Source organism: Bacillus paralicheniformis, from assembly GCF_002993925.1.
Taxonomy (GTDB): domain Bacteria; phylum Bacillota; class Bacilli; order Bacillales; family Bacillaceae; genus Bacillus; species Bacillus paralicheniformis.
Genome location: NZ_CP023665.1, coordinates 982,608 through 1,007,500, shown reverse-complemented (window position 1 = coordinate 1,007,500; position 24,893 = coordinate 982,608). Strand labels below are relative to the sequence as shown.

General features: G+C 47.0%; 21 protein-coding genes, 2 rRNA genes and 1 pseudogene (1 of these 24 only partly in view). 5 read left to right on the top strand and 19 right to left on the bottom strand.

Annotated elements, in window-relative coordinates; all coding sequences use genetic code 11:
- The 3 genes from CP943_RS05040 to CP943_RS05030 all read right to left on the bottom strand — a co-directional run.
- Positions 1-1,027 (bottom strand): 23S ribosomal RNA (locus tag CP943_RS05040); it reaches 1,903 nt to the left of the window's first position.
- A 233-nt stretch (positions 1,028-1,260) separates the two neighbouring features.
- Positions 1,261-2,810: ribosomal RNA gene (locus CP943_RS05035) — 16S ribosomal RNA — on the bottom strand.
- Together the 16S and 23S rRNA genes form the textbook arrangement of a ribosomal RNA operon.
- Before the next feature lie 223 nt (positions 2,811-3,033).
- Positions 3,034-3,918 carry a nucleotidyltransferase-like protein gene (locus CP943_RS05030; RefSeq protein ID WP_020450641.1) on the bottom strand — a complete coding sequence of 295 codons (885 nt, stop codon included), beginning with the start codon at positions 3,916-3,918 and terminating at the stop codon, positions 3,034-3,036.
- Positions 3,919-4,137: 219 nt separating this feature from the next.
- Between CP943_RS05030 and CP943_RS05025 the strand changes: the two genes are divergently transcribed.
- Positions 4,138-4,485: a YgzB family protein gene (locus CP943_RS05025; RefSeq protein ID WP_020450640.1), complete on the top strand. Its 348-nt coding sequence runs from the start codon at positions 4,138-4,140 to the stop codon at positions 4,483-4,485.
- 48 nt (positions 4,486-4,533) lie between these two features.
- On the opposite strand, the gene perR is transcribed toward CP943_RS05025, so the two are convergent.
- Together perR and bcp are read right to left on the bottom strand one after the other, a co-directional pair.
- The gene (gene perR / locus CP943_RS05020) at positions 4,534-4,971 is read right to left on the bottom strand and encodes a peroxide-responsive transcriptional repressor PerR (protein ID WP_003179961.1); all 438 of its coding nucleotides are present in this window, start codon (positions 4,969-4,971) and stop codon (positions 4,534-4,536) included.
- A 212-nt stretch (positions 4,972-5,183) separates the two neighbouring features.
- Positions 5,184-5,657 carry a thioredoxin-dependent thiol peroxidase gene (gene bcp, locus CP943_RS05015; protein WP_023855987.1) on the bottom strand — a complete coding sequence of 158 codons (474 nt, stop codon included), beginning with the start codon at positions 5,655-5,657 and terminating at the stop codon, positions 5,184-5,186.
- 155 nt (positions 5,658-5,812) lie between these two features.
- Here bcp and CP943_RS05010 point away from each other — a divergent pair, with 155 nt between their 5' ends.
- Complete coding sequence (locus CP943_RS05010) at positions 5,813-7,111, top strand: glutamate-1-semialdehyde 2,1-aminomutase (RefSeq protein WP_020450638.1); 1,299 nt, start codon at positions 5,813-5,815, stop codon at positions 7,109-7,111.
- Between the two features lie 252 nt (positions 7,112-7,363).
- On the top strand, positions 7,364-8,434 hold the full coding sequence (locus CP943_RS05005) for an FUSC family protein (protein ID WP_020450637.1): 1,071 nt from the start codon (positions 7,364-7,366) through the stop codon (positions 8,432-8,434).
- Positions 8,435-8,464: 30 nt separating this feature from the next.
- Here the strand turns inward: CP943_RS05005 and CP943_RS05000 are convergent, their stop codons facing one another.
- The 10 genes and pseudogenes from CP943_RS05000 to fabL all read right to left on the bottom strand — a co-directional run bounded on the left by CP943_RS05000 (position 8,465) and on the right by fabL (position 17,959).
- Entirely contained in the window at positions 8,465-9,355 is an 891-nt protein-coding gene (locus tag CP943_RS05000) for an ABC transporter permease (RefSeq protein ID WP_020450635.1), read from the bottom strand.
- A 12-nt stretch (positions 9,356-9,367) separates the two neighbouring features.
- Complete coding sequence (locus tag CP943_RS04995; protein WP_020450634.1) at positions 9,368-10,369, bottom strand: ABC transporter permease; 1,002 nt, start codon at positions 10,367-10,369, stop codon at positions 9,368-9,370.
- Positions 10,370-10,382: 13 nt separating this feature from the next.
- The gene (locus tag CP943_RS04990; RefSeq protein ID WP_026580617.1) at positions 10,383-11,981 is read right to left on the bottom strand and encodes an ABC transporter substrate-binding protein; all 1,599 of its coding nucleotides are present in this window, start codon (positions 11,979-11,981) and stop codon (positions 10,383-10,385) included.
- Positions 11,978-12,934, bottom strand: a complete 957-nt coding sequence (locus CP943_RS04985; RefSeq protein WP_039073330.1) for an ABC transporter ATP-binding protein — start codon at positions 12,932-12,934, stop codon at positions 11,978-11,980. The genes CP943_RS04990 and CP943_RS04985 overlap by 4 nt, the downstream gene beginning before the upstream one ends.
- A complete protein-coding gene (locus CP943_RS04980; protein WP_026580619.1) occupies positions 12,931-13,911 on the bottom strand; it encodes an ABC transporter ATP-binding protein in 981 nt (326 codons plus the stop codon). Before CP943_RS04980 ends, CP943_RS04985 begins: the two co-directional genes overlap by 4 nt.
- Positions 13,912-14,041: 130 nt before the next feature.
- Positions 14,042-15,784 carry an ABC transporter ATP-binding protein gene (locus CP943_RS04975; protein WP_020450630.1) on the bottom strand — a complete coding sequence of 581 codons (1,743 nt, stop codon included), beginning with the start codon at positions 15,782-15,784 and terminating at the stop codon, positions 14,042-14,044.
- A gap of 75 nt (positions 15,785-15,859) precedes the next feature.
- A complete protein-coding gene (ntdP, locus tag CP943_RS04970; protein ID WP_003179942.1) occupies positions 15,860-16,390 on the bottom strand; it encodes a nucleoside tri-diphosphate phosphatase in 531 nt (176 codons plus the stop codon).
- 163 nt (positions 16,391-16,553) lie between these two features.
- Positions 16,554-16,799, bottom strand: coding sequence for a YgaB family protein (locus CP943_RS04965; protein WP_003179940.1), 246 nt, complete (start codon positions 16,797-16,799; stop codon positions 16,554-16,556).
- 174 nt (positions 16,800-16,973) lie between these two features.
- Positions 16,974-17,123, bottom strand: a pseudogene (locus CP943_RS04960) (gamma-type small acid-soluble spore protein); the annotation flags it as partial.
- Between the two features lie 83 nt (positions 17,124-17,206).
- A complete protein-coding gene (gene fabL / locus CP943_RS04955) occupies positions 17,207-17,959 on the bottom strand; it encodes an enoyl-[acyl-carrier-protein] reductase FabL (RefSeq protein ID WP_020450629.1) in 753 nt (250 codons plus the stop codon).
- 82 nt (positions 17,960-18,041) lie between these two features.
- Here fabL and CP943_RS04950 point away from each other — a divergent pair, with 82 nt between their 5' ends.
- Positions 18,042-18,266, top strand: coding sequence for a hypothetical protein (locus tag CP943_RS04950; protein WP_020450628.1), 225 nt, complete (start codon positions 18,042-18,044; stop codon positions 18,264-18,266).
- A gap of 25 nt (positions 18,267-18,291) precedes the next feature.
- On the opposite strand, the gene mutY is transcribed toward CP943_RS04950, so the two are convergent.
- Entirely contained in the window at positions 18,292-19,377 is a 1,086-nt protein-coding gene (gene mutY / locus CP943_RS04945) for an A/G-specific adenine glycosylase (protein WP_025810173.1), read from the bottom strand.
- 210 nt (positions 19,378-19,587) lie between these two features.
- Between mutY and CP943_RS04940 the strand changes: the two genes are divergently transcribed.
- Positions 19,588-20,571, top strand: a complete 984-nt coding sequence (locus CP943_RS04940) for a metal-dependent hydrolase (RefSeq protein WP_023855996.1) — start codon at positions 19,588-19,590, stop codon at positions 20,569-20,571.
- Here CP943_RS04940 and CP943_RS04935 read toward each other — a convergent pair.
- Genes CP943_RS04935 through CP943_RS04925 form a run of 3 tightly spaced genes read right to left on the bottom strand, consistent with a single transcriptional unit; the run spans position 20,568 to position 24,479 of the window.
- Positions 20,568-23,153: a YfhO family protein gene (locus CP943_RS04935; protein WP_105980824.1), complete on the bottom strand. Its 2,586-nt coding sequence runs from the start codon at positions 23,151-23,153 to the stop codon at positions 20,568-20,570. The two genes, CP943_RS04940 and CP943_RS04935, sit on opposite strands and share 4 nt — an antisense overlap.
- On the bottom strand, positions 23,150-23,551 hold the full coding sequence (locus CP943_RS04930; protein WP_020450624.1) for a GtrA family protein: 402 nt from the start codon (positions 23,549-23,551) through the stop codon (positions 23,150-23,152). Before CP943_RS04930 ends, CP943_RS04935 begins: the two co-directional genes overlap by 4 nt.
- Positions 23,520-24,479, bottom strand: a complete 960-nt coding sequence (locus CP943_RS04925) for a glycosyltransferase family 2 protein (RefSeq protein ID WP_020450623.1) — start codon at positions 24,477-24,479, stop codon at positions 23,520-23,522. The genes CP943_RS04930 and CP943_RS04925 overlap by 32 nt, the downstream gene beginning before the upstream one ends.
- Between the last annotated feature and the right edge of the window lie 414 nt (positions 24,480-24,893).

Genomic DNA, 24,893 nt, shown 5'->3' with positions numbered 1-24,893 from the left:
TTCCCTTTCGACTACGGATCTTATCACTCGCAGTCTGACTCCCAAGGATAAGTCTTTGGCATTCGGAGTTTGACTGAATTCGGTAACCCGGTAGGGGCCCCTAGTCCAATCAGTGCTCTACCTCCAAGACTCTTACCTTGAGGCTAGCCCTAAAGCTATTTCGGAGAGAACCAGCTATCTCCAGGTTCGATTGGCATTTCACCCCTACCCACACCTCATCCCCGCACTTTTCAACGTGCGTGGGTTCGGGCCTCCATTCAGTGTTACCTGAACTTCACCCTGGACATGGGTAGATCACCTGGTTTCGGGTCTACGACCACGTACTCATGCGCCCTATTCAGACTCGCTTTCGCTGCGGCTCCGTCTTTTCAAACTTAACCTTGCACGGGATCGTAACTCGCCGGTTCATTCTACAAAAGGCACGCCATCACCCGTTAACGGGCTCTGACTACTTGTAGGCACACGGTTTCAGGATCTCTTTCACTCCCCTTCCGGGGTGCTTTTCACCTTTCCCTCACGGTACTGGTTCACTATCGGTCACTAGGGAGTATTTAGCCTTGGGAGATGGTCCTCCCGGATTCCGACGGAATTTCACGTGTTCCGCCGTACTCAGGATCCACTCAGGAGAGAACGAAGTTTTGACTACAGGGCTGTTACCTCCTATGGCGGGCCTTTCCAGACCTCTTCATCTACCTCGTTCTTTTGTAACTCCGTACAGAGTGTCCTACAACCCCAAGAGGCAAGCCTCTTGGTTTGGGCTGTTCCCGTTTCGCTCGCCGCTACTCAGGGAATCGCATTTGCTTTCTCTTCCTCCGGGTACTTAGATGTTTCAGTTCCCCGGGTCTGCCTTCTCATATCCTATGAATTCAGATATGGATACTGCTCCATTACGAGCAGTGGGTTTCCCCATTCGGAAATCTCCGGATCAAAGCTTGCTTACAGCTCCCCGAAGCATATCGGTGTTCGTCCCGTCCTTCATCGGCTCCTAGTGCCAAGGCATCCACCGTGCGCCCTTTCTAACTTAACCGTTAAAAAGAATCACTACGTGATATCTTGCATTACTAATTGAATGTGATGTCTACTGTTATCTAGTTTTCAAAGAACAACGCATAGGATGTGCTAACACATGCGTTGCCACAGGATGTGGCGCATTTAGCAGGTGCTCCTATGTCTGAAGGAATGATCCTTCAAAACTAAACAAGATCTAAACGCACCTGTCTATAAGACCGTAAGGTCTTATATTCCGTATAATATCCTTAGAAAGGAGGTGATCCAGCCGCACCTTCCGATACGGCTACCTTGTTACGACTTCACCCCAATCATCTGTCCCACCTTCGGCGGCTGGCTCCAAAAGGTTACCTCACCGACTTCGGGTGTTACAAACTCTCGTGGTGTGACGGGCGGTGTGTACAAGGCCCGGGAACGTATTCACCGCGGCATGCTGATCCGCGATTACTAGCGATTCCAGCTTCACGCAGTCGAGTTGCAGACTGCGATCCGAACTGAGAACAGATTTGTGGGATTGGCTTAGCCTCGCGGCTTCGCTGCCCTTTGTTCTGCCCATTGTAGCACGTGTGTAGCCCAGGTCATAAGGGGCATGATGATTTGACGTCATCCCCACCTTCCTCCGGTTTGTCACCGGCAGTCACCTTAGAGTGCCCAACTGAATGCTGGCAACTAAGATCAAGGGTTGCGCTCGTTGCGGGACTTAACCCAACATCTCACGACACGAGCTGACGACAACCATGCACCACCTGTCACTCTGCCCCCGAAGGGGAAGCCCTATCTCTAGGGTTGTCAGAGGATGTCAAGACCTGGTAAGGTTCTTCGCGTTGCTTCGAATTAAACCACATGCTCCACCGCTTGTGCGGGCCCCCGTCAATTCCTTTGAGTTTCAGTCTTGCGACCGTACTCCCCAGGCGGAGTGCTTAATGCGTTTGCTGCAGCACTAAAGGGCGGAAACCCTCTAACACTTAGCACTCATCGTTTACGGCGTGGACTACCAGGGTATCTAATCCTGTTCGCTCCCCACGCTTTCGCGCCTCAGCGTCAGTTACAGACCAGAGAGTCGCCTTCGCCACTGGTGTTCCTCCACATCTCTACGCATTTCACCGCTACACGTGGAATTCCACTCTCCTCTTCTGCACTCAAGTTCCCCAGTTTCCAATGACCCTCCCCGGTTGAGCCGGGGGCTTTCACATCAGACTTAAGAAACCGCCTGCGCGCGCTTTACGCCCAATAATTCCGGACAACGCTTGCCACCTACGTATTACCGCGGCTGCTGGCACGTAGTTAGCCGTGGCTTTCTGGTTAGGTACCGTCAAGGTACCGCCCTATTCGAACGGTACTTGTTCTTCCCTAACAACAGAGTTTTACGATCCGAAAACCTTCATCACTCACGCGGCGTTGCTCCGTCAGACTTTCGTCCATTGCGGAAGATTCCCTACTGCTGCCTCCCGTAGGAGTCTGGGCCGTGTCTCAGTCCCAGTGTGGCCGATCACCCTCTCAGGTCGGCTACGCATCGTCGCCTTGGTGAGCCGTTACCTCACCAACTAGCTAATGCGCCGCGGGTCCATCTGTAAGTGGTAGCTAAAAGCCACCTTTTATAATTGAACCATGCGGTTCAATTAAGCATCCGGTATTAGCCCCGGTTTCCCGGAGTTATCCCAGTCTTACAGGCAGGTTACCCACGTGTTACTCACCCGTCCGCCGCTGACATCAGGGAGCAAGCTCCCATCTGTCCGCTCGACTTGCATGTATTAGGCACGCCGCCAGCGTTCGTCCTGAGCCAGGATCAAACTCTCCATGAAGTTTGATAATGACTACGCACAAAATGTGCGATTTATTTAATGAATTAACAGGTACGTTTTGTCTTGTTTAGTTTTCAAAGATCATTTCCGCTCCTGTCAGAAGCGACTTTATTAGTATAACATTTTCAACAAGGAGTGTCAAATGTTTTTTTGTTTTTTCGTCGCTGCTGCTTTCAGTTCAAAAACCGTTCCGCTAACAGCGACGCTTAATAATATATCACCGTTATAAATTAGTGTCAACACTTTTTTTGATAAAATATCCTCGGTGAAAAATCTTTTGGCCCTTTGTCTCAATCGGCTTGACTCCGACTAAGTCCTTTTCAGCCAAGAACTCCAGTATGACTCCCAGGTCTGCCGTGAAATACTTGAGATCCGGATGCTTGAGAAGATCGGCAAATTGCCAAACCTCTTTTTCATCCATGACATTGAGAATATGTGCGGCCCCGATTTCGGCTTTTGAATGAATGAGAAAATCGCTTGCGAGGAATAATAACTCCAGCCGTTTTTGCAAGCTTTCATTGCTCTCAATTAATTCCTTATACAATTTATAAACCTGAGGCTCCATGTGGCGGACTTGGTTCCATACCGTAACTTCTGGGTGAAAACCTTTATCGATCACTTCGATTCTGGCCAAATGATGGAGGGCGTGTACGATGGAATTGTAGGCGTCCAAAAATTGACCGTCCTCAAAAAACGATTTCCCTTCTATATATCTTCTGATTAATTTTCCGTATTCAAGTCCGATTTTTAGTTTTCTTTCTGAAAACGGAAATGTATTAAGCTGCTCAATCAGCTTGGCGATAAATTCGTTTCGGTCGAAAAGCACCTTTCCATTGAGGACCCAGTCTATGATTCTTCTATTTGTTCCGAGCAAAATCCATTCCTGAAGCTGTTCAACAGAAATAATATGAAGAGAAGCCGTTTTTCCGTCGAACTCATAATGCTTCACGAATACAGGGTCTTCAGCCTTATTAACGATAATCAACAATGCCGCATCAAAATTATCTGTCGCAGATGAGGTTTGATTTCTCCTCTCAATCAGCATGACAGCGAGTGTGTCAGGGCGGCTTGCTCTTTCTTGGTAAATCGGACGGAGAAGATTTTCCATCACCATTCCTCCAATACGATGTAAATGCGTTGCTCTAAAAGCTTCTCTCTTTGTTTCTACCTATTTCTACGAGCCAATAAAAACTCCTTTATTTTGAAAACACATTGAATTATTATAATCAATTTCCCCAAAACTCTCTATAGAAATTTTCCAATTGATTCGTTTTAATTAAAGAATAACACATCTTTTCTATGCTATATTAGAGACAGGGGGATGGATATGGCAAAATACTCTAGCAAAATCAACAAAATCAGAACGTTTGCGTTAAGCCTTGTATTTATAGGCTTCATTATTATGTATGTCGGAATCTTTTTTAGGTCCTCGATCCTCTTGATGTCGGTGTTTATGATCTTGGGGGTATTGTCTATCTTGTTGAGCACAGCGGTTTATTTTTGGATCGGCATGCTTTCAACGAAAGCGGTTCAAGTCGTCTGTCCAAACTGTGAAAAACCGACCAAGATTTTAGGCCGGGTCGATATGTGCATGCATTGCAGGGAGCCTCTGACACTGGATAAAAACCTCGAAGGAAAAGAGTTTAACGAATCGTATAATCGAAAGTCTCAGTAAATGCTGCAACAAAAATAAGCTGACCGTTAAAAAAGCGGCCAGCTCTTTTTAATGGCTTTCTTTCTTGTCGCATTCCTGACATAAACCGTATATCTCCAGTCTATGGTGACTGACTTTGAATCCTGTCACATGTGAAGCCAGCTGCTCCACTTCGTCGAGGCCGGGATAATGAAAGTCGACGATTTTCCCGCAGCGTTCGCAAATTGCGTGATAATGCTCGGATGTCACGAAGTCAAACCGGCTGGAGGAATCTCCGTACGTTAATTCCTTAACGAGCCCTGATTCCTTAAAAACCCGCAAATTGTTGTAAACCGTTGCTACGCTCATGTTTGGAAATTTCCCTTCCAGAGCTTTATATATATCATCTGCAGTTGGATGAGACATAGAATTCACGAGAAATTCCAGAATGGCATGACGTTGAGGAGTAATTCGCACCCCGGTTTCCTTCAACGCTTCCAACGCTTCTTTCAGGTTATGTTCAGCCATCGTCATGCACCTCTCTTCTAAAAAAAATTCTTACATTATAACGTTTATAATTAGTGTAACTCCTGATCAGAATCTTTGTCAATTCCAATCCCTGTGAAAAAGCTATTTTTAAGGCGAAAAAGGCCGATATGATCAGCATGTCCGGTCAGACAAACGAATATGAGCGTAAAAAGAGACCAAACTAAAATACAGTCCGGCCTCCCGCAAGAGCTTTACGCTTCCGCGATTTCTTTTACTGCTTGAAGCGCTTCTGCGACATGGTCTTTTACCTTTACTTTCCGCCACTCTTTCACAAGGCGGCCTTCTTTATCAATCAGGAATGTCGACCGTTCAACACCCATGTATTCCTTGCCGAAATTCTTCTTCAGCTTCCATACGTCAAAGCTTTCAGCGAGCTTGTGTTCATCATCGACGAGCAGCAGAAACGGCAGATCGTGTTTCTGCTTGAATTTTTCATGTCTTGTCTGGTCGTCAGGGCTGACTCCGATGATGACGGCATCAAGTTCAGCAAAGCTTTCATGTCGGTCTCTGAAATCGCACGCTTCCGTTGTGCATCCCGGCGTCATATCTTTCGGGTAAAAATAGAGCACGACATACTTTCCTTCAAAATCCGACAGCTTTACTTTTTCTCCGTGATCACCCAGCAGTTCAATATCAGGCACCTTTTGTCCAATTTCAACAGTCATTGTTTTGCCTCCTGTTATGTTTAATCGCTTGCTTTCCCCCATTATAAAAAACAGCGCCCGCTTGTTCAAATGTTCGGCGGCTTCTTTTTTGCGCTCTGTCCGCCTCGTGTTACAATATAGAAATAGATAAAAGGTGCAGAAATGAGGAGGATATTATGCAGCATACTCAATCTGAAAAGCTTCATGAAGAAGCTCTTCAACATATAGTCGGAGGCGTCAACAGCCCCTCAAGGTCTTACAAAGCGGTCGGCGGCGGTTCTCCCGTCGCGATGGAAAGGGGAAGCGGCGCTTATTTTTGGGATGTGGACGGCAACAAATACATAGACTATCTTGCCGCATACGGACCGATTATTACGGGCCACGCTCACCCGCATATCACGAAAGCGATTCAAACAGCTGCTGAAAACGGGGTGCTTTACGGCACGCCGACAAAGCATGAAGTGACATTTGCCAAGATGCTTAAAGAAGCGATTCCTGCCTTGGATAAAGTGAGATTCGTCAATTCAGGAACGGAAGCCGTGATGACGACGATTCGCGTCGCCCGGGCCTATACAGGCAGAACGAAAATCATCAAGTTCGCCGGCTGCTACCACGGCCATTCCGATCTTGTGCTGGTGGCGGCCGGTTCAGGTCCGTCAACGCTCGGCACGCCTGATTCCGCCGGGGTTCCAAAAAGCATCGCAAACGAGGTGATTACCGTTCCTTTCAATGATATCGACAGCTATAAGGAAGCGCTCGATAAATGGGGGAACGATATTGCGGCAGTTCTCGTTGAACCGATTGTCGGAAACTTCGGGATCGTTGAACCGAAGAGCGGATTCCTCGAACAGGTCAATGAACTGACGCATAACGCAGGGGCGCTCGTCATCTATGATGAAGTTATCACCGCTTTCCGCTTTATGTACGGCGGCGCCCAGGATCTGCTTGGCGTCAAACCTGATTTAACGGCGCTTGGCAAAATCATCGGCGGCGGCCTGCCAATCGGCGCATACGGAGGCAAAAAAGAGATTATGGAACAAGTCGCACCGCTCGGACCTGCTTATCAAGCGGGCACGATGGCGGGTAATCCGGCTTCTATCCTCTCAGGTATCGCCTGCCTTGAAGTGCTGAAAGAAAAAGGCACATACGAAAAACTTGACCGCCTCGGCGCTATGCTTGAAGAAGGTATCCTGGGACATGCCGAGACCCATGGCATCAATATCACTGTCAATCGTCTAAAAGGCGCGCTCACCGTATACTTCACGAACGAAAAAGTCGAAAACTATGAGCAAGCCGAAAATACGGACGGAGAAATGTTCGCTGCCTTTTTCAAACTGATGCTTGAGCGCGGAATCAATCTTGCGCCTTCAAAATATGAAGCATGGTTTATCACCACCGCGCACACGGAAGAGGACATTAAAGCGACGCTTAAAGCCGTGGATGACTCATTTAAACAATTGAAACAACGCATATAAAAAGAGAGCGGGTCCGCTCTCTTTTTTATCAAATGCGGAGCACTTTGAGAACGCGGTGAACAGGCACTTTCCGCCGGCTTGTTTTTCTTTTTTGTCAATGATTTGTTTTTTCTTAAAAATGGGTTGAATATTTCGGAAGATCGCTGTATATTACTTTATTGTTTGGCAAATTAACAGAGAGGGAATGTTCAATACAATTCATTTTCTGTAAAGAACGAATTTTATTATAGAAAGGGATGCAAGTACAGCCTAATGAAACTTGGTGCCCGTATTTTCAAAACAGGCATTGCCATTACGCTTGCGCTTTACCTCGCGTCTTGGCTCGGCCTTCCGACTCCTGTCTTCGCGGGAATCGCGGCTATCTTCGCGATACAGCCTTCGATCTATCGTTCATTTTTGACGATTGTCGATCAAGTGCAGGCGAACATAATCGGAGCTGCCACAGCCATTATTTTTGGACTTATTTTCGAACCCAGTCCGATCATCATCGGATTGACGGCGGTAATCGTCATTACGATCAACCTGAAGCTGAAGATCGAGAATACAATTTCGATCGCTCTCGTCACCGTTATTGCCATATTGGAGAGCTCCGGCGACAACTTTTTATGGTTTGCCTTGGTGAGAACCGGAACGGTTATTTTGGGTGTATTGTCTGCGTTCCTGGTCAACCTGATTTTTCTGCCGCCTAAATATGAAACGAAGCTCGTCAGCCATGTTGTTGAAAATACAGATGAAGTCATTAAATGGATCAGATTGTTGACGCGGAAGACAACGGAACACTCCATGCTGAAAGAAGACATTGAAAAGCTGAAAGAAAAAATGATGAAGGTCGATCACCTTTACTTGCTTTACAAAGAAGAAAGAAGCTATTTAAAACGTTCCACATATGTAAAACAGCGAAAGCTCGTGCTGTTCAGACAGGCGATCATTGCATCGAACCGCGCGCTTGATGCTTTGAAAAAACTGCACCGGCTTGAAAACGAGTTTTGTCATATGCCTGAAGAATTTCAAGAAACGCTGGTCGAAGAGCTTGATTATCTTCTCCATTGGCACGAGCGAATTTTAATGAGATTCGTCGGCAGGATTAAAACGCAGGATCACGTCGACCTTCACGAAGAAGGAGACGTGTACAAACAGCACTTGACCGAATCATTCCTGAAAAACCAGGACAAATTGAAAGAAGAACTGTTGGACTACAATATGCTGACCATTATGGCGAGCACCGTAGAATACCGAGAACAGCTTGAACATTTGGAAACCTTGCTCACAAGCTTTCAGACGTACCACAAAAAAGACAGTGAGCTTGAAGTTGAGGAAGAGTAAACCGGTTAACGAATACGTTAACCGGTTTTTTTATTTTCCTTCCTTCATTTTCGGATCAAGGGTGTCGCGCAGGCCGTCTCCCATCAGATTAAAGCCGAGCACGGTCAGCATGATCGCAAATCCCGGAAAAAATAATGTCCACGGGGCCTGCGCCAAATAAGGCCGGGCATCTGCAAGCATTTTTCCCCACTCCGGGTTCGGCGCCTGCGCCCCCAACCCTAAAAATCCGAGCGCGGCCGCTTCTATAATCGCCGTTCCAATATTCAGTGTCGCTTGAACGATAACCGGGGCCATGCTGTTGGGAAGAATGTGTTTAAACATCATCCTCATATTGGACATCCCGACAGCACGCGCAGATAAGACATATTCCTCCTGCCTGATGCTGAGCACTTTTGAACGAACGAGCCTGCCAAACGTCGGAACGTTGATGATGGCGATGGCAATCAGGGCATTTTCAAGGGAAGGCCCGAGAATCGCCACAATGGCGATCGCCAGCAGAATGCTGGGAAACGCGAGCATGATATCAAACAGCCGCGAAATCAACGCATCAGCCCATCTGCCGTAAAAACCGGCGATCAGCCCTAACAGCGTCCCCGCCAAGGCCGATGCCAGACAGGAGAAAAAGCCGACCCATAAAGACAGCCTCGCGCCGTACAGCACCCTTGAAAAAATATCCCTGCCAAAATCGTCCGTTCCAAAAAGGTGTTCAGCAGACGGAGCGGCAAGCCTGTCTGACAGTGACTGGTCGTTTATTCCATAGGGTGCGATGAGCGGCGCGAAGATGGCCAGCAGGATAAACAGCGCGACTAAAATCGTGCCGGCGGCAGCCAGTTTATGCTCAAAGAACCGCCGAATATGTTCCGCCAAAGGCGAACGCACCTTCACGTCCTCCCTCTGCTGTTCATTTTGAAGCACAACCACATTTCCCGCCTCCTAATATTTAATTCTCGGATCGATGACAGCGTACAGCAGATCAACAATGAAGTTAATCATGACGAAGATGAAGGCGATCACGAGAATGCCCGATTGGATAACCGGGTAGTCGCGGTAGCTGATCGCATCATAAATGTACCGGCCGATGCCGGGCCAGGCAAAAATCGTCTCCGTTAAAATCGCGCCGCCCAGTAAAAGTCCGGTTTGCAGGCCGATGACGGTCAACACCGGAATGAACGCATTTTTTAAACCGTGCTTATAGATAACGAAAAACATATGCACGCCTTTTGCTTTTGCCGTGCGGATATAATCGGACTGCAGCACCTCTATCATGCTGGCCCTTGTAATTCTCGCAATGATCGCGGCGGGAATGGTGGCAAGAGCGGTTCCGGGCAGAATTAAATGGCGGATGGTTTCTGCAAACTGATCAAATCTTCCGTGTAAAAGGGTGTCCAGTGTATGAATGTAAGTAAAGGCTTCGACCGGATTTCTGACATTCTCCCTTCCCGTTGTCGGCAGCCAGCCGAGCTCGATCGAAAAGAACCACTGGCCCATCAGACCAAGCCAAAAAATCGGCATCGACACGCCAATTAAAGCAACCAGCATCGCAATATAGTCGAATACCGAATTCTTAAACCACGCGCTGATGATTCCGGCATTCACACCGACAAACACTGCGATCAGCATCGCGAAAAAAGCAAGCTCGAGAGTGGCGAACAAATACGGCTTTATTTCTTGCGTAATCGCCGCTCCCGTGCGGATTGATGTCCCGAGATCCCCTTTCAGCAAATCCCCGATATATCTGGCGTATTGCACATACCACGGCTGATCAAGGCCGAGCTGGATGGTCAGCTGCTGCACCGCTTCCTTTGTCGCCCTCTGGCCGAGAATAACCTGGGCGGGGTTGCCGGGAATAAAGCGGATGATCGAAAAAACGACCAGTGTCATGCCAATGAGAACGGGGATCAGCATCCCCGTCCGTTTTAAACAGTACGCAAGCAATGGCTGTCACCACCTATTTAAACTCTACGCCGGACAATACTTCACTCCCTGTCGGATGCGGAGCATATCCTTCGATATCTTTTGAACCGGCCAAAATCGGCGTGGAATGGACTAGCGGAATCCAAGGCGATTCTTCATGGAGGAGCTCCTGCGCATCTTGATACAGTTTATTTCTCTTCTTTTGGTCAGGGTCTGACTGCGCTTCGATTAAGATGTCATGAAGCTCGTCATTGCTGAAGTACGTATAGTTGTTACCGCCGATATTATCTTTATCAAGCAGGGTATAAATGAAGTTGTCCGGATCTCCATTGTCTCCGGTCCAGCCCATCAAAAACGCGTCAGCTTCCCCTTTGCTCACCTTATCCAAATACGTCGCCCAGTCGTAAGTGACGATTTCCGCTTTGACGCCGATTTTTTCGAAGCTTGATTGAATCACTTCGGCTATTTTCATACCGTCCGGCATATATGGCCGCGGAACAGGCATTGCCCAAAGCTTCATTTTAAACCCGTCCGGGAATCCGGCTTCTTTTAAGAGTTCTTTTGCCTTTTTTAAATCATACGGATATTCCTTTATCTGATCGTTGTATCCTTCAAGTGAAGGAGGGAGCGGGTTTTTGGCAGATTCGGCGAGGCCTCCGTAGAAGGAATCGATAATCGCCTGTTTATCAACAGCATGATTCAGCGCCTGGCGGACCAGCTTATTGTCAAATGGTTTTCTTGTCGTCGTCATTCCGAGATACCCGACGTTCATTGAAGGCCTTTCAAATGTTTTCAGATTGGCGTCTGCTTTGATGCTTTCGATATCAGACGGATTGACGCCGTCCATTAGGTCGATTTCGCCCGTCTTCAACGCATTTAAGCGGGCTGAGTTTTCAGGAATGGCTCTGAAAATGATCTTCTGCAATTTCGGTTTGCCTTGATCCCAATAGTCTTCATTTTTTTCAAGAACGATCCGGTCGTTCGGCTTCCATTCGACAAATTTGTAAGGGCCCGTGCCGACGGGGTGCTCCCTGAATTTTTCGCCGTATTTTTCGATGGCGGCAGGACTCGCAATCCCGAATGAAGTCATGGCAAGGTTCTTTAAAAACGGCGCTTGCGGGCGTTTTAAAATGAACTGAATCTTATGGTCGTCGAGCACTTTTATATCTTTGATGACATGCCCCTCATCTTTCTTATAGCCTCCGAACATGCCGTAGTAAGGAAATTTTTCTTCATCCCCGTTCATCCACCGCTCAAAATTGTATTTGACGGCTTCTGCATTAAAATCCGTTCCGTCATGGAATTTCACGCCTTGCCTCAGCTCCAGTGTGTAGGTCAAACCGTCATCTGAAGCGTCCCATTTGACCGCGAGGCCTTCCTTCAGCGTAGTGTCTTGTTCTCCGTAATTCAGCAAGGTCTCAAACATATTGATCGTCACTTTAAACGCTTCGCCTTCTGTCGTTGTGATCGGATCAAGCGATGTTGAATCACCGCCTCTGCCGATGATCAGCGTATCTTTTCCCCCGTTCGTCTCTCCGTCGTTTTTTCCGCTTTCGTTACCGGAGCATCCCATTAAAAAAGCGGAAACAGACAGAATCATTCCCAAACAGATCAGCCAGCTTTTCTTTTTCATCGTACTGCCTCCTTATTGGTAAAATGGCATGCGACATAATGCCCGTCCGCAGTCTCTTCAAGAGGCGGCTCCGCTTCCAGACAAACCGCTGCCCGCTTCATGCATCTGCTGTAAAAAGGACAGCCCTTTTCACTCATGCGGGGCGCGGCAATATCTGGTGCCGTATGAACCGCTTCGCCTTTGCCGATGACCGGTACTGCCGCTAACAGCGTTTCTGTATACGGGTGTTTCGGCTCTCTAAATAACGATTCGGCGTCCGCCATCTCGACGATCTTTCCGAAATACATCACGGCCACCCTGTCGCTGATATAGCGAACGACTGCGAGATCATGAGAAATAAACAGAAACGTTAAATCGAATGCCTCCTGCAAATCATTCAGCAGATTTAAGATCTGCGCCTGAACGGATACATCAAGCGCGGAGACAGGTTCATCGGCAATGATTAGTTTTGGCTTAGTGATCAGCGCTTTTGCAATGCCGATCCTTTGCCTCTGACCGCCGCTGAATTGGTGTGCGTACCGGTCGCCGTATGAAGCATCAAGGCCGACAATTTCAAGCATCGAGCGCACGACCTCTCTCCTTTCCGCCTTCTTTCCGAGTTGATGAACGATCAGCGGTTCTTCCAAAATATCCTTTATTTTCATGCGCGGATTTAACGAAGCGTACGGGTCTTGAAAAATCATTTGTATATGCCTTCTCATATTGCGAAGATCTTTTGCATCAAGGCCTGTCATCTCCTGCCCGAGAAAAGTCACCTTTCCCGAAGTCGGTTCGGTCAGCCGCAATATCGATTTTCCCAAGGTCGATTTTCCGCAGCCGGATTCCCCGACAACCCCTAAGATTTCGCCTTTTTTAACTGACAGTGTAACATCATCTACCGCTTTCACGATTTTCTTACGGGACACGCGGTAATACGTTTTCAGCTCTTGAACGCTCAGCAGTTCGCGATTCATGTGAAAACACCTTCCTCTTCATAGAGAAAGCAGCTTACAGCATGATCATCCTTCAGCTTGTTCAATCCGGGCGCTTCTTCAATGCAGCGTTCATGTTTATGGGGGCATCGCGGCGCAAACATACAGCCTTTTTTAATCGATCCCGGCTTCGGCACCTGCCCCTCAATCGAAGACAGCCGCTCGGATTTGTCTGTGAATGCCGGAATAGAGGCGAACAAGCCTTTTGTATAAGGGTGTTTCGGACTGTTAAAAACAGCGGTGACACCGCCCTCTTCAACGATCCGGCCGGCATACATGATCATCACGCGTTCACATGTATTGTGAACGACGCCAAGGTCGTGGGTAATGAGGAGAATGGCTGTGTTAAATTCGGCATTGAGCTTTTTCAGCAGGGACAGAATCTGGGCCTGGATGGTGACGTCGAGAGCTGTTGTCGGTTCATCGGCGATCAGCAGCTTCGGTTCGCAAATTAATGCCATTGCGATCATGACCCGCTGCCTCATGCCTCCCGACAGTTCGTGGGGATACTGCTTCATCAGCTGGTCCGCCCTCGGCAGGCCGACGGTTTCCAGCATTTGAACGGCTTTTCTTCTTGCTTCTTTTTTATGAATATTGGTATGGCTGGAGAGCGCTTCTGTTAATTGATCGCCAATTGTGAAAAGGGGGTTGAGGGAGGTCATCGGCTCTTGAAAAACCATTGCGATGTCATTGCCGCGCATCTGTCTCCATTCTTTTTCAGACTGCATGAGAAGATCTTTGTTTTGAAACTTGATCCGGCCCGTCGTTCGGGTGTTTGCGTTCAGCCCCATTAAAGCCAAAGAGGTGACGCTCTTGCCGCAGCCGGACTCTCCGACGACTCCCATGATTTCTCCGGGATGGAGATCGAAAGAAATGCCTTGCACAATCGGGGTTTCAGACTTTTTCTGGTGAAACGAAATCGACAAATCCGATACTTCAAGCAATTTTTCTTTTGTCACTTATACACCTCCGGAGCTTGTATTTTTTAAATTGTATTTAGACGAGATAGGAAATATGTACGAAATTTGCAGGGAAAGAAAAAGCCTGACAATCGTTCGGCTTCAAACGAAAGTCAGGCTTTTGGCGGTTTTAGTTTAATTTTTGAATGGTGAATAAATGCTTATAGTGGCCGTCACGGCTCATTAATTCATCATGTGTGCCGACTTCCGCGACACGTCCGTTTTCGATGACGACGATTTTGTCAGCGTGGGTAATCGTCGACAATCTGTGGGCAACGATAAAGGTCGTCCGGTCTTTCGCGAGCTTTTCCATCGCTTCCTGGATATAGTGCTCGCTTTCAAGGTCAAGCGCTGATGTCGCTTCATCCAAAATTAAGAGAGGCGGATTCTTCAGGAACACCCTGGCGATTGATATCCGCTGTTTTTGGCCTCCGGACAGCTTGACGCCCCTTTCTCCGACCTTTGTATCATAGCCTTGCGGCAGTTCCATAATAAAATCGTGGGCATTCGCGGCTTTTGCCGCTTCAATGATGTCTTCCATCGAAGCTTCGGGATTTCCGATCGATATGTTTTCACGTACCGATTCGCTGAATAAAAATGTATCCTGAAGCACCATGCCGATTTGGTTTCTAAGGCTCTGCGCCTGGTAATCGCGCACATCGATGCCGTCGATCTCCAGGCTTCCGGCTGAGACATCGTAGAATCTCGGAATGAGGCTGACGAGCGTTGATTTTCCGCCTCCGCTCATCCCGACGAGTGCGACCGTTTCGCCCCGTTCGGCTTTCAGAGAAAGATTCTGCAGAATCATTTCTTCCGACTTTTCGTATTGGAAGGAAACATTTTTGAATTCAACAATTCCTTTTAACCGCTCTGCTTTTACAGCATTGGGTTTATCTTTTAATTCATACGGTTCATCAATAAATTCAAACAGCCTGTCCATCGATGCGATCGACTGCGTCAATGTTGTCGATGAATTGATCAGGCGGCGCAGCGGGTTGTAGAGGCGTTCAATATATCCGAAAAACGCCACCATCGTTCCTACAGTAAGGGACCCGTGAATCACATGGTAACCCGCAACCGTAATGATGATCAGCGGAGCGAGGTCTGTAACCGTATTGACGACGGCAAACGTTTTGGCATTCCAGGCCGTATGGCGGATTGCTTTGCCGAGAAAATTCGCGTTCTCGTGATCAAATTGCTTCTGTTCATAATCCTCGATCGCAAAACTCCTGATGACAGGCATCCCCTGAACCCTTTCATGAAGGTGTCCCTGTACCTCGGCCAGCGCCTGGGAACGTTCTCTCGTCAGCTTTCTGAGCCTGCCGTAGAAGAATTTAACAGACAGTCCGTAAAGCGGAAACAGCACGATCGAAATAAGCGTCAGCTTCACATCCATCGTCAGCATGATGGCGATGGCGATAAAAATCGTCATCACGTCAAGCCATACGTTCATCAACCCGATGATGACAAATTCCTTTGTCTGCTCCACATCGTTGATGACCCTTGAAATGATTTCTCCTGCGCGGGTGTTTGCATAATACCTGAGGCTCAGCTTTTGAATGTGTGCAAACAGCTTGTCCCTGATATCATAAAGCACCTTGCTTGCCGTCCACTGTGCGAAATATTGCCGATAGTATTCGACAGGCGGCCGAAGCACCAAAAAAATGGCGAACATAACCGCCATTACCATGAATAATGTGGATGTTTTTTCTTCAGTGGTTCCGCTCCCCTGGATGATGTCGTCCACGACGTATTTCAGCAGAAGCGGGATGACCAGCGGAATAGAAAATTTAATAATACCGATTAAAACCGTCAAAACGATTTTCCATTTATACGGCTTCACAAATTCCATGTACCTTCTGATTACCCCCACACGTCTTCCCCCCTCTATATCTTGATGTGTGAGTACACCGCAAAAAACCTGTTGGTCTCAACAGGTTTTTCAGGTTTATTTTGTATAATGCAAATACCGTTCATACCAAATATCAATAAATTCAGATGCAAACGGGCCTTTTCTTTGGTGTATCCAATGCAGCAACGTATTTAAGTGGTACCTTAAAATGCCGTCGATTTCCTTCGGATAATTCATCGCCTTTTTATGATCCGCGTACTCATCTTCATCAAGAATATGATACGTCATATCCGGAAAGACTTTCACGTCTAAATCATAGTCGATGTATTTGATGGCTTCATCGTCCAAAGCAAACGGCGAGCTGATGTTGCAATAGTAATAAATCCCGTCTTCGCGAAGCATGCCGATGACGTTAAACCACTGCTTTGCATGGAAATAACAAATTGCGGGCTCTCGCGTCACCCATGTCCGGCCGTCAGATTCTGTGACCATTGTCCGGTCATTGGCGCCGATGATGCACAATTCCGTTGCTTTTAAAATCGTTGTTTCATTCCAAATCCGATGAATCTGTCCATTGTGCTTATAGCTATGAATTTGAATGGTTTCTCCTTCCTTGGGAAAGCCCATGTTTTTCTCCCCTACTTTCTTTGCAAAAGCCTTACAAGTCAGTGTGTCACATCGCCTGTCCGACAGTTCTTTTATTTATTATAACGTTTGAAAATAAAAAATGAAAATAAAACAGCCACTCCCGAACAGGAATGGCTCTTTTCTAAAAACGATAAAGAGAGGCTCATGCTTCGATTCTTTGATAAGCCTGAATCACCTGCTCCGTCTGCTTTTGGAATAAATCCTGAATTTGAGCAAGATCTTTCCGCTTCTGGGATATATCTTCCCGGATCGATAAAAGCTGGGCTTTCTTTTCAAGGGCAGCCAATTCTTTTTCAATTTTCTGGCATCTTTCAATCTCCGCTTGCAGATACAGCAGCTTATCCATAATCTCCATCTGCCCCTGAACCAAGTTTTCAAATTCCGGCATTCGGGATCCTCCATTCTATGCTCTACTCCATTTATTGCCTAACTAACATTTCTCTATACATGCCGGATGTCCTTTGACTGATTGTGGCTAAGATTCGGATGTTTTGTCGGATCAAAAAACGAAAAGAAAAAAGCACCTCATCCGATGGTGAAGTGCTTTTTCCTGTTTCAGTGATTAGCTGTTTTGCTGTTTTTTTTGCTCAGCTTGTTGGTTATTTTGTCTTACTTGCTGCGCGTCAGTTTCGCTGGCAAATTCAGTGCCGAACTGACCACCTTGTGCAGAAGCTTGGTTTTGTTGTCTTACTTTTTGTGCGTTTGTTTTGGATTGTTGGTTAGCCATTGTATATCACCTCCACGACCATTAGATTGTGCAGGAGGATGATATCCTATTCATTGAACGCGAAAAATTTACACGAGCAGTGAACGGCCGCCGTCAATAATGATCGTCTGTCCGCGGATCATATCCGCTTTCCCTGACGTTAAAAATTCCACCGCATCGACCATGTCGCTAATCTCAACCATGCGGCCGGCAGGCGTATTTTGCCGGGCATCTTCCAAAAGTTCTTCGCGGTTCGGGAAGTGCTTCAGGGCGTCTGTATCGATCGCGCCTCCGGAAACCGCATTGACGATGATGTTTTTCGCCGCAAGCTCAACAGCGAGATATCTTGTCAATGATTCAAGCGCAGCTTTTGAAACGCCGACTGTCGTATAGTTTTCCAAATAACGGATCGAACCGAGCGAACTGATGCTCACAATGTGGCCGCCTCCCGTTTTCTCCATCAGCTTTGCCGCTTCCTGCGCGCAGAATAGCAGAGCTTTCGCATTGATGTTCATCGTCCAGTCCCAATGGCTTTCCTCAAGCTCCATGACGGGGCGTAATACGCCGGATGCAGCATTGTTGACGAACACGTCCAGTCTGCCGAAGGCTTCCTCGATTTGCTGAAACATATCTTTTATTTTCGCCGGCTGCCCGACATTCGCCTTGACGACCAATGCTTTGACACCGAGCTTTTCGATTTCTTCAGCCGTCTCAAGGGCCGCTTTTTTGCTTCTTGCATAGTTGATGACGATATTGTAGCCGTTTTCGGCAAGCCTCAGGGCGGCTGCTTTGCCGACGCCGCGGCTGCTTCCTGTAATAAGGGCACATTTTCTTTGTTCCATTTGTCATTCATCTCCTAGTATAGTGATTAAAAATCTGATAAAAAATAGCTCATAACACGATCAAAAAGGAGGCATTCGCCTTATGTACGTAGGACGCGATATGAGCGAGCTCGACCACACGCCGAAAAACGAGTGGAAAGATGCGGAGCTTCTCTATTTTCACCGCGCCTTCCAGCAAATCATGCCATTCCTTAATGAAGAAGGGCATGCCGAATACCTGGAGGTTGTGAAAGAAATTCAAGCAAGAGGCGGACTGCGCCGCCAGGAAGCCGATTATACGCACGGCACCACCATCCAGTACGACTAACGGGCAGCATGCACAGTCAAGCTGCCTATTTCATATACATATTCCATATTTTCTGATGCGAAACCGGGAAGGCATATTCAGCGAGCTCTTCTTTCGTGACCTTTTTAAAGTATGAATCATCCGGTTGATCGAGCGTTTTCCCGAAAAAGACAGAAATGTTCCAGACAAGGTGTGTAAACACGTGTTCTACGATTCCTTCAAGCGGACCGATTTCGGCCTCTATTCCGGCTGCTTCTTTCAAAAAAGCCGCAAGCTGCTCGCGCTCGTGCTTCAGCCCTTTCTGCGTTTCTGTGTTCGGGAATTCCCAAAGGTTTGCCAAAAGGCCTGATGCCGGTCTTTTATGGATATAGATGTATCCTTCTTCATCAGTCAGGACAACGGCTGCAAGAGTTTTTACCGAGGGTTTTTTCTTTTTGCTTTTAACCGGAAGCTCTTTTTCACAGCCTTCTGCAAAAGCGGAACAGTGTTCTCGGACGGGACAGAGAAGGCAGGATGGCGATTTCGGCGTACAGATGACAGCGCCAAGCTCCATCAGCCCCTGGTTAAATTCGGACGGTTTTTCTTCAGAAATAAACGCTTCGACAATTTTTTCAAACAGGGTTTTGGTTTTAGGCTTTGCGATATCATCCCATACGGAAAGAATCCGTGACATGACCCGCATGACATTTCCGTCCACCGCGGGTACCGGCTGATTGTAGGCGATGCTTAGCACCGCGCCTCTTGTATAAGGGCCGACACCTTTTAAGCTGCCGAATTCCTCTTTTGAAGGAGGAACCACTCCTCCGTATCGTTCGTGGACTTCCCTGACAGCGCTCTGCAAGTTCCGAACTCTTGAATAGTATCCCAGTCCTTCCCAGGCTTTAAGCACTTTTTCTTCGTCGGCTTCAGCGAGCGCTTCAACGGTCGGGAATTTTTCGATAAAGTTGTTGAAGTAAGGAATCACCGTATCCACTCTCGTCTGCTGAAGCATCACTTCTGACACCCATACCTTATAAGGGTCGCTGTCTGAGCGCCATGGCAGATCCCGTTTTTCTTGCTCATACCAAGAAATTAAATCTTCTTGAAATTGTTTGATGTTTTTTTGCTGTAATTTCTTTTGCAGATCCATCATGAAACTTCTCCTTGCCTGTGCACGTCACATTTGCATACCGATCTTTTGTTACTTCGGCTTTTTGTTGTAAACTATATGCATATACGATAACATGTTACATTAAAAGTGAAGAAAGCAAAAGCGTTAAATATTTCAGGCAAGGTCCGTCGTTCGTTCGTTCTGTTTTTGGAAAATAAAATGATTTTCTAGCACCATTAGGGGAGGTCACCAATGGATACTGGCACACATGTTGTCATGGGCGTTGCACTCGGAGGCATTGCGACGCTTGATCCAGTTGTCGGAATGGACCCATCAATGGCTCAAGCCGTGATGATTGCGACAATCGCCGGATCTCAGGCTCCGGATATCGATACCGTTTTGAAATTGAAAAACAACGCTGTTTATATTAGGCACCACAGGGGATTCACCCATTCCATCCCCGCTGTTCTCGCCTGGTCGCTGATGATTCCGGGCATTCTCATGCTCTTTTATCCCGAAGCCAATCTGCTTCACCTGTGGCTTTGGACCTTTGCCGCGGTCGCGCTTCATGTGTTCGTGGATATTTTTAATGCATACGGAACACAGGCGATCAGACCTTTTTCAAGGAAATGGGTAGCGCTCGGCTTGATTAATACATTTGATCCGTTTATTTTCGTCAGCCATCTCATAGCCATCGCCTTTTGGCTGGCAGGCGCTCATCAGGGCTATACATTTTTGGCTCTTTACATCGTCTTGGCCGGTTATTATCTGGTGAGGTATTTCATGCAGAGGAACATCAAGCATGAGCTCCGTGAAAAAATCGAAGATATTGAAGAAATCATTATTTCGCCTACGATGAAATTCAGGCAGTGGCGAATTGCCGTCAAAGCAAAATCGGCTTTTTACGTCGGACGAAGCATGGACGGAAACGTCGTCATCGTCGACACCTTCAACAGGGTGCCTGTGCCGGATACGAACGTGATGAAAGCGGCGAAACAGGATAAGAACATTTCGGCGTTTCTTTCATTCTCACCGGTTTACAAATGGGAGATCGATACGTATAAGGATCACTACGAAGTCCGCTTTATCGATCTGCGATACCGCAGCAAAGGACACTACCCTTTCGTGGCGATCGCGCACATCGACAGAGACACGCTCGAATTAATCACCTCCTATACGGGATGGATTTTCAGCGAGGAAAAACTTCAGAAAAAATTAAAGCTTGGCTCTGTTTAAGAGCCAAGCTTTTTTCTCCTTCTGCCGTACCAGATTCCGATGATGAGGCTGATGACTGTCACGGCCAAGGCAGCTTTGAAGTACGGCGGGTAATAAACGAGCCGGATGTCGTTTTTCCCTTTTTCTATTGAAAATCCGATAAACGCGTAATTTGCCTTATGGACGGTTTGCGGTTTTCCGTTTACAGTGACTTCCCAGCCTTTTTCGTACGGAACCGGCAGGACCATGTAGCGGTCTCCATTTTGATTGTCAAAGCTGATGGACACTTGATTGTTCCGCCAGTCCAAGTCGGCGGCCGGCGCTTTTTGGGCGGCCGCTTTTTTCAGCAATTGATAGTCTTCCTGGTGCAGGCTCAAATGGTCCAATTGATATTTCCCTTTTGGCAGCCTGATTGAAATTTTATCTGTTTTCGGGACCCTGATCGTTAAATCGTAAACACCTGTTTTGTAAATCGACTCGTTCGATTTTCTTGATGTTACATAATCATTGACCCGCAAGTTAAAGAATTGGTCTTTTGCAAGGCTTTTTAAATAAAATCCGACATAATAGTCGCCTTCTTTCGGGAGCCCGCCTTCGGGAATTAGATCGATGCCGCCATTTTCGGCGGTGACGTCGAGGACGCCGTTATGATAGCTCGCCCCTTCGGTTTTCAGCTTCGTCTGCTTCATCAAATCAGGAACGTCCGGCGGCTGCACTTTTCCATCATCGCCATTCTCAAGCACGATTCCTTCAAGCATCGCATGCTCCCGCGCTAAAACAGGCGCATCCGCTAAATCTTTTTCCGTAAATACTGTCCGCGCGGTCCGGATAAACGGCATGGTGTATTTGTTTTTATAGACCGCGTAGTGCTCTGATTCATCCGTTTTGATAAACCCGTACGGAACATTGGCGGCATTCTCTTTTTCCGTCATGTAATACTTGCCGTACAGCAAGCTGTACAAGTTGGCCCGGTCGCCCATCGATGCGTAGCGGCTGACGCTTTCCCTTCCCATATCGATTTGCAGGTCTTCCCAATAAAACAGGAGAAGATCGCGATTGAGAATGCTTGAGTAGGCGCTGAAGCCGTTAAAATCCTGCATCAGCGGAGTATTGTTGCGCACGCCGTTCATCCAGTCGATTCTTGTATACGGGTCACCGTCATCGTCTTTTCGAATGTTGTTTAAGAGGCGGCGCTGTTCTTCGCCATTGTACTCATTGCTGGTCAAATAGCTTTTTGTGACGTCTTTAATGCCGCTTGACTCAGACAGAACATATTTCTGATACGTGTTCGCCACGAGAACGGACGATAATAAAATGCAGGCTTGCAAAAAAAGCTGCGATTTCTTATATTGAAACCCCGCCGCCGTAAAGATGGCGATTGTCAGGAACAGAAGCACAAGCATGCTCCAATTTTGCATCAGTGATAAATCCACGTCTTTTCGCCAAATGACCGCGATATAAACCAGAAGGGCGAGCAGGATGGACCATATCATCTCTTTCCGCCTGATGTTTTTCAGTTCGGTCATTCCTGCGGCCGCCGCTCCCCCGATCGTAAAAGCGAGCAGGTATTCAAAGCGGTTCTGCGGAGCGGAGAAGCCGTTGAACGCGCTTGCCGCAAGCGGGCTGTAGTGCAAAAGCACAAGCAGCACACTGATTGAGGCAAACAGCCTGAACGTTTTATTTTTATAGAACGAAAACGCGAACAAGAACAGCATAAAGACAGCCGGCAGCAAGACAATGCGGCTGGAAAACAGAATGTTGTCCGTCAGATCGTATACAGCGACAGCCTGTTCATACGGCGGCCGTAAATTGTTTAAAAATCCGTAAACTGCAGGCACAAAGGAAACCGCGCTGATTCCGAAAGAAATCAGGCATGAAGCGGCGAACATCCCGAATTGCTTCCACCTCGGCGCTTCCTTTTCCGGGTCTAGCCGGATCAGCCAGCGGAAGATAATATAGATCGCAATGAAAATCAAGTTGATATAGGCAAAATAAAAGTTATTGATCAGCGTTAAAGAACAAGCCGTAATAAACAGTCCTGTCCGCTTTTCCCTGATAACTTTCTCGGCTCCGGCGACAAGCAGCGGCAGCCACAGCATGGCGTCACTGAAAAATTCCCAGAACACCGTGTGCCTGAAATAGATGACCGACGTACCGTACAAGACCGCACCTGTAAAGGCGGCAAGCTTGTTTTTCACCATGCCGTTTAACGCATACGCTGCCGCTAAAATGATCAGGCTTAGCTTAATGACACTGATGAATACAGAGGCCTGCGCCCAGAACAAAGGGTCCGCATCCCCGGCCAAATGCAAAAGCTGCATCAGAAAAATGGCTGCGGATGAAGCGATGAAGACAAAAGACGTCGTGAAATAATAGCCAAGCTGGCTGTAGATCCCGCCTCCGAGACCGAAAGAATACGAATAAAAGAAGTTCCCTTGTTTGTATTGTTCAAAAAGAAACGACTTAAAAATAATCATTTGTGCAAGTCCGTCGCCGTTCCCAGTCATGTAGCGGTCATGCGCCCATTCATACAGAAAAAAGGAATGGGCGGCCAAGGAAACTGCAACGCTTGCGATCACAAATAAAAAAACTGTTTTCTTCATACTCTTCCCCTGTCTTTTTTCAAAATCTTCCCTGTCACTAAAAATGTCAGAGGAACGGTTAAAAACATGGAGGCAAGCGGAGCTGCCTCACTGTTCATCTTGAAAAAATTCACAAACGTGTAGACGAACAAAGAAGATACCGTCAAATTAAACAGCTGTGTCAGCGGAAATTGCAAAAACTTTGCCAGCGTCGGCTTGATTTTAAATGTAAAATAGCAGTTCAAGAAAAAAGAAATCACAAGACTGACGAAAAAAGCGGCAATATGAGAAACCATATAATTCAACTGAAGCAAAACATGCAGCAGCAAATACACCGCATAGTAATTCAAAGTATTCACTGCACCGACGACGGCGAAGCGAATAAATTCAGGATTCACGATTTTCATGAGTTTCTCCATGAGCGATGTTTGCCTCCTGTATTAAGTAATGAGGCCGCTTTTTCGTCTCATAATAAATGCGCCCGATGTATTCGCCGATGATTCCGAGGCTGAGAAGCTGGATGCCGCCGAGAAACAGGACGGCGGAAATAATCGTAAAATAGCCGGGAACGATCACACCGTATTTTAAGATTCTGATGAATGTCGCAGCGATATAAATAAGCGATAGAAAAAGGATAAAAATACCGGCGTAAAAACAAATTCTCAGCGGTCTGTTGTTGAACGACACAACCCCGTCGATTCCATAGTTCAACAAGTGGCGGAACGACCACTTGGACTTTCCGTTTTTCCTTTCGACGTTCTCGTAATAAACAATCTTTTGGTCAAAACCGATCCAGCAAAACAGCCCTTTTGAGAACCTGTTGCCTTCGCTCAGCTTCAGCATCGCATTGACGGCTTTTCTGCTTAAAAGACGAAAATCGCCGACGCCGTCCCTTAAATCGACTTCCACGGCATTATTGATAAAGCGGTAATAAAGGGACGACAAGTAGGAGCGCACAGGGTTGTCTCCCTTTCTGTTGCGCTGGGCGACCACTTGATCATAGCCTTCCTCATACCCTTTAATAAAATCGTGCAGGAGGTATGTCGGGTGCTGCAAATCCGCATCCATCACCACAACGGCATCGCCGCGGGCATGCTGAAAACCGGCAAGGATGGCTGCCTCCTTGCCGAAATTCCGTGAAAACGAAATATATTTCACACGCTCGCTTTTTTCGGCTAGCTTTTTAATTTCCTCCAATGTTTGATCAGTGCTTCCATCATTTATGTAATAAATTTCATAATCATAATCAATGGATTGAAATTCGTTCCTCAACGATTCATAAATCAATTTAATATTGCTTGCTTCATTGTATGAAGGAATAATGATTGAAACGAATCCTCTCTTCACTTAAAGGCACCTCTTTTGGACATAATAAAATTGCATCCGGCATCCGTTTGGCAGGATACTTGCATCTAGCCGCTTCCCACACAACAAAAGGAAAACTGTGGGCACGCTGTACTATTTTCTACAAGATTATTTTGTCATTATATCAGACATCTATGAACAAGTGGTAAAAAAATGATATCGCTTTAGAATCAAACACGATAGCCTAATGGTTTTCCCATTTTACGACATTTTTCGCATTGAATCATATTTTTCCAAATTAAACCCCTGCTCTTCACCAAAAGCCAAAGAAGCCGCAGGGAAAACCTCGTAAGGACCGCTTGTCAAACCGGAGGTCAAAGCCCGCCGCCGCATCAAATCCTTCCCCTTAATATGCCCTTTGTCATCGGGTGAAAACCGGATTTGATTTCTCCGACT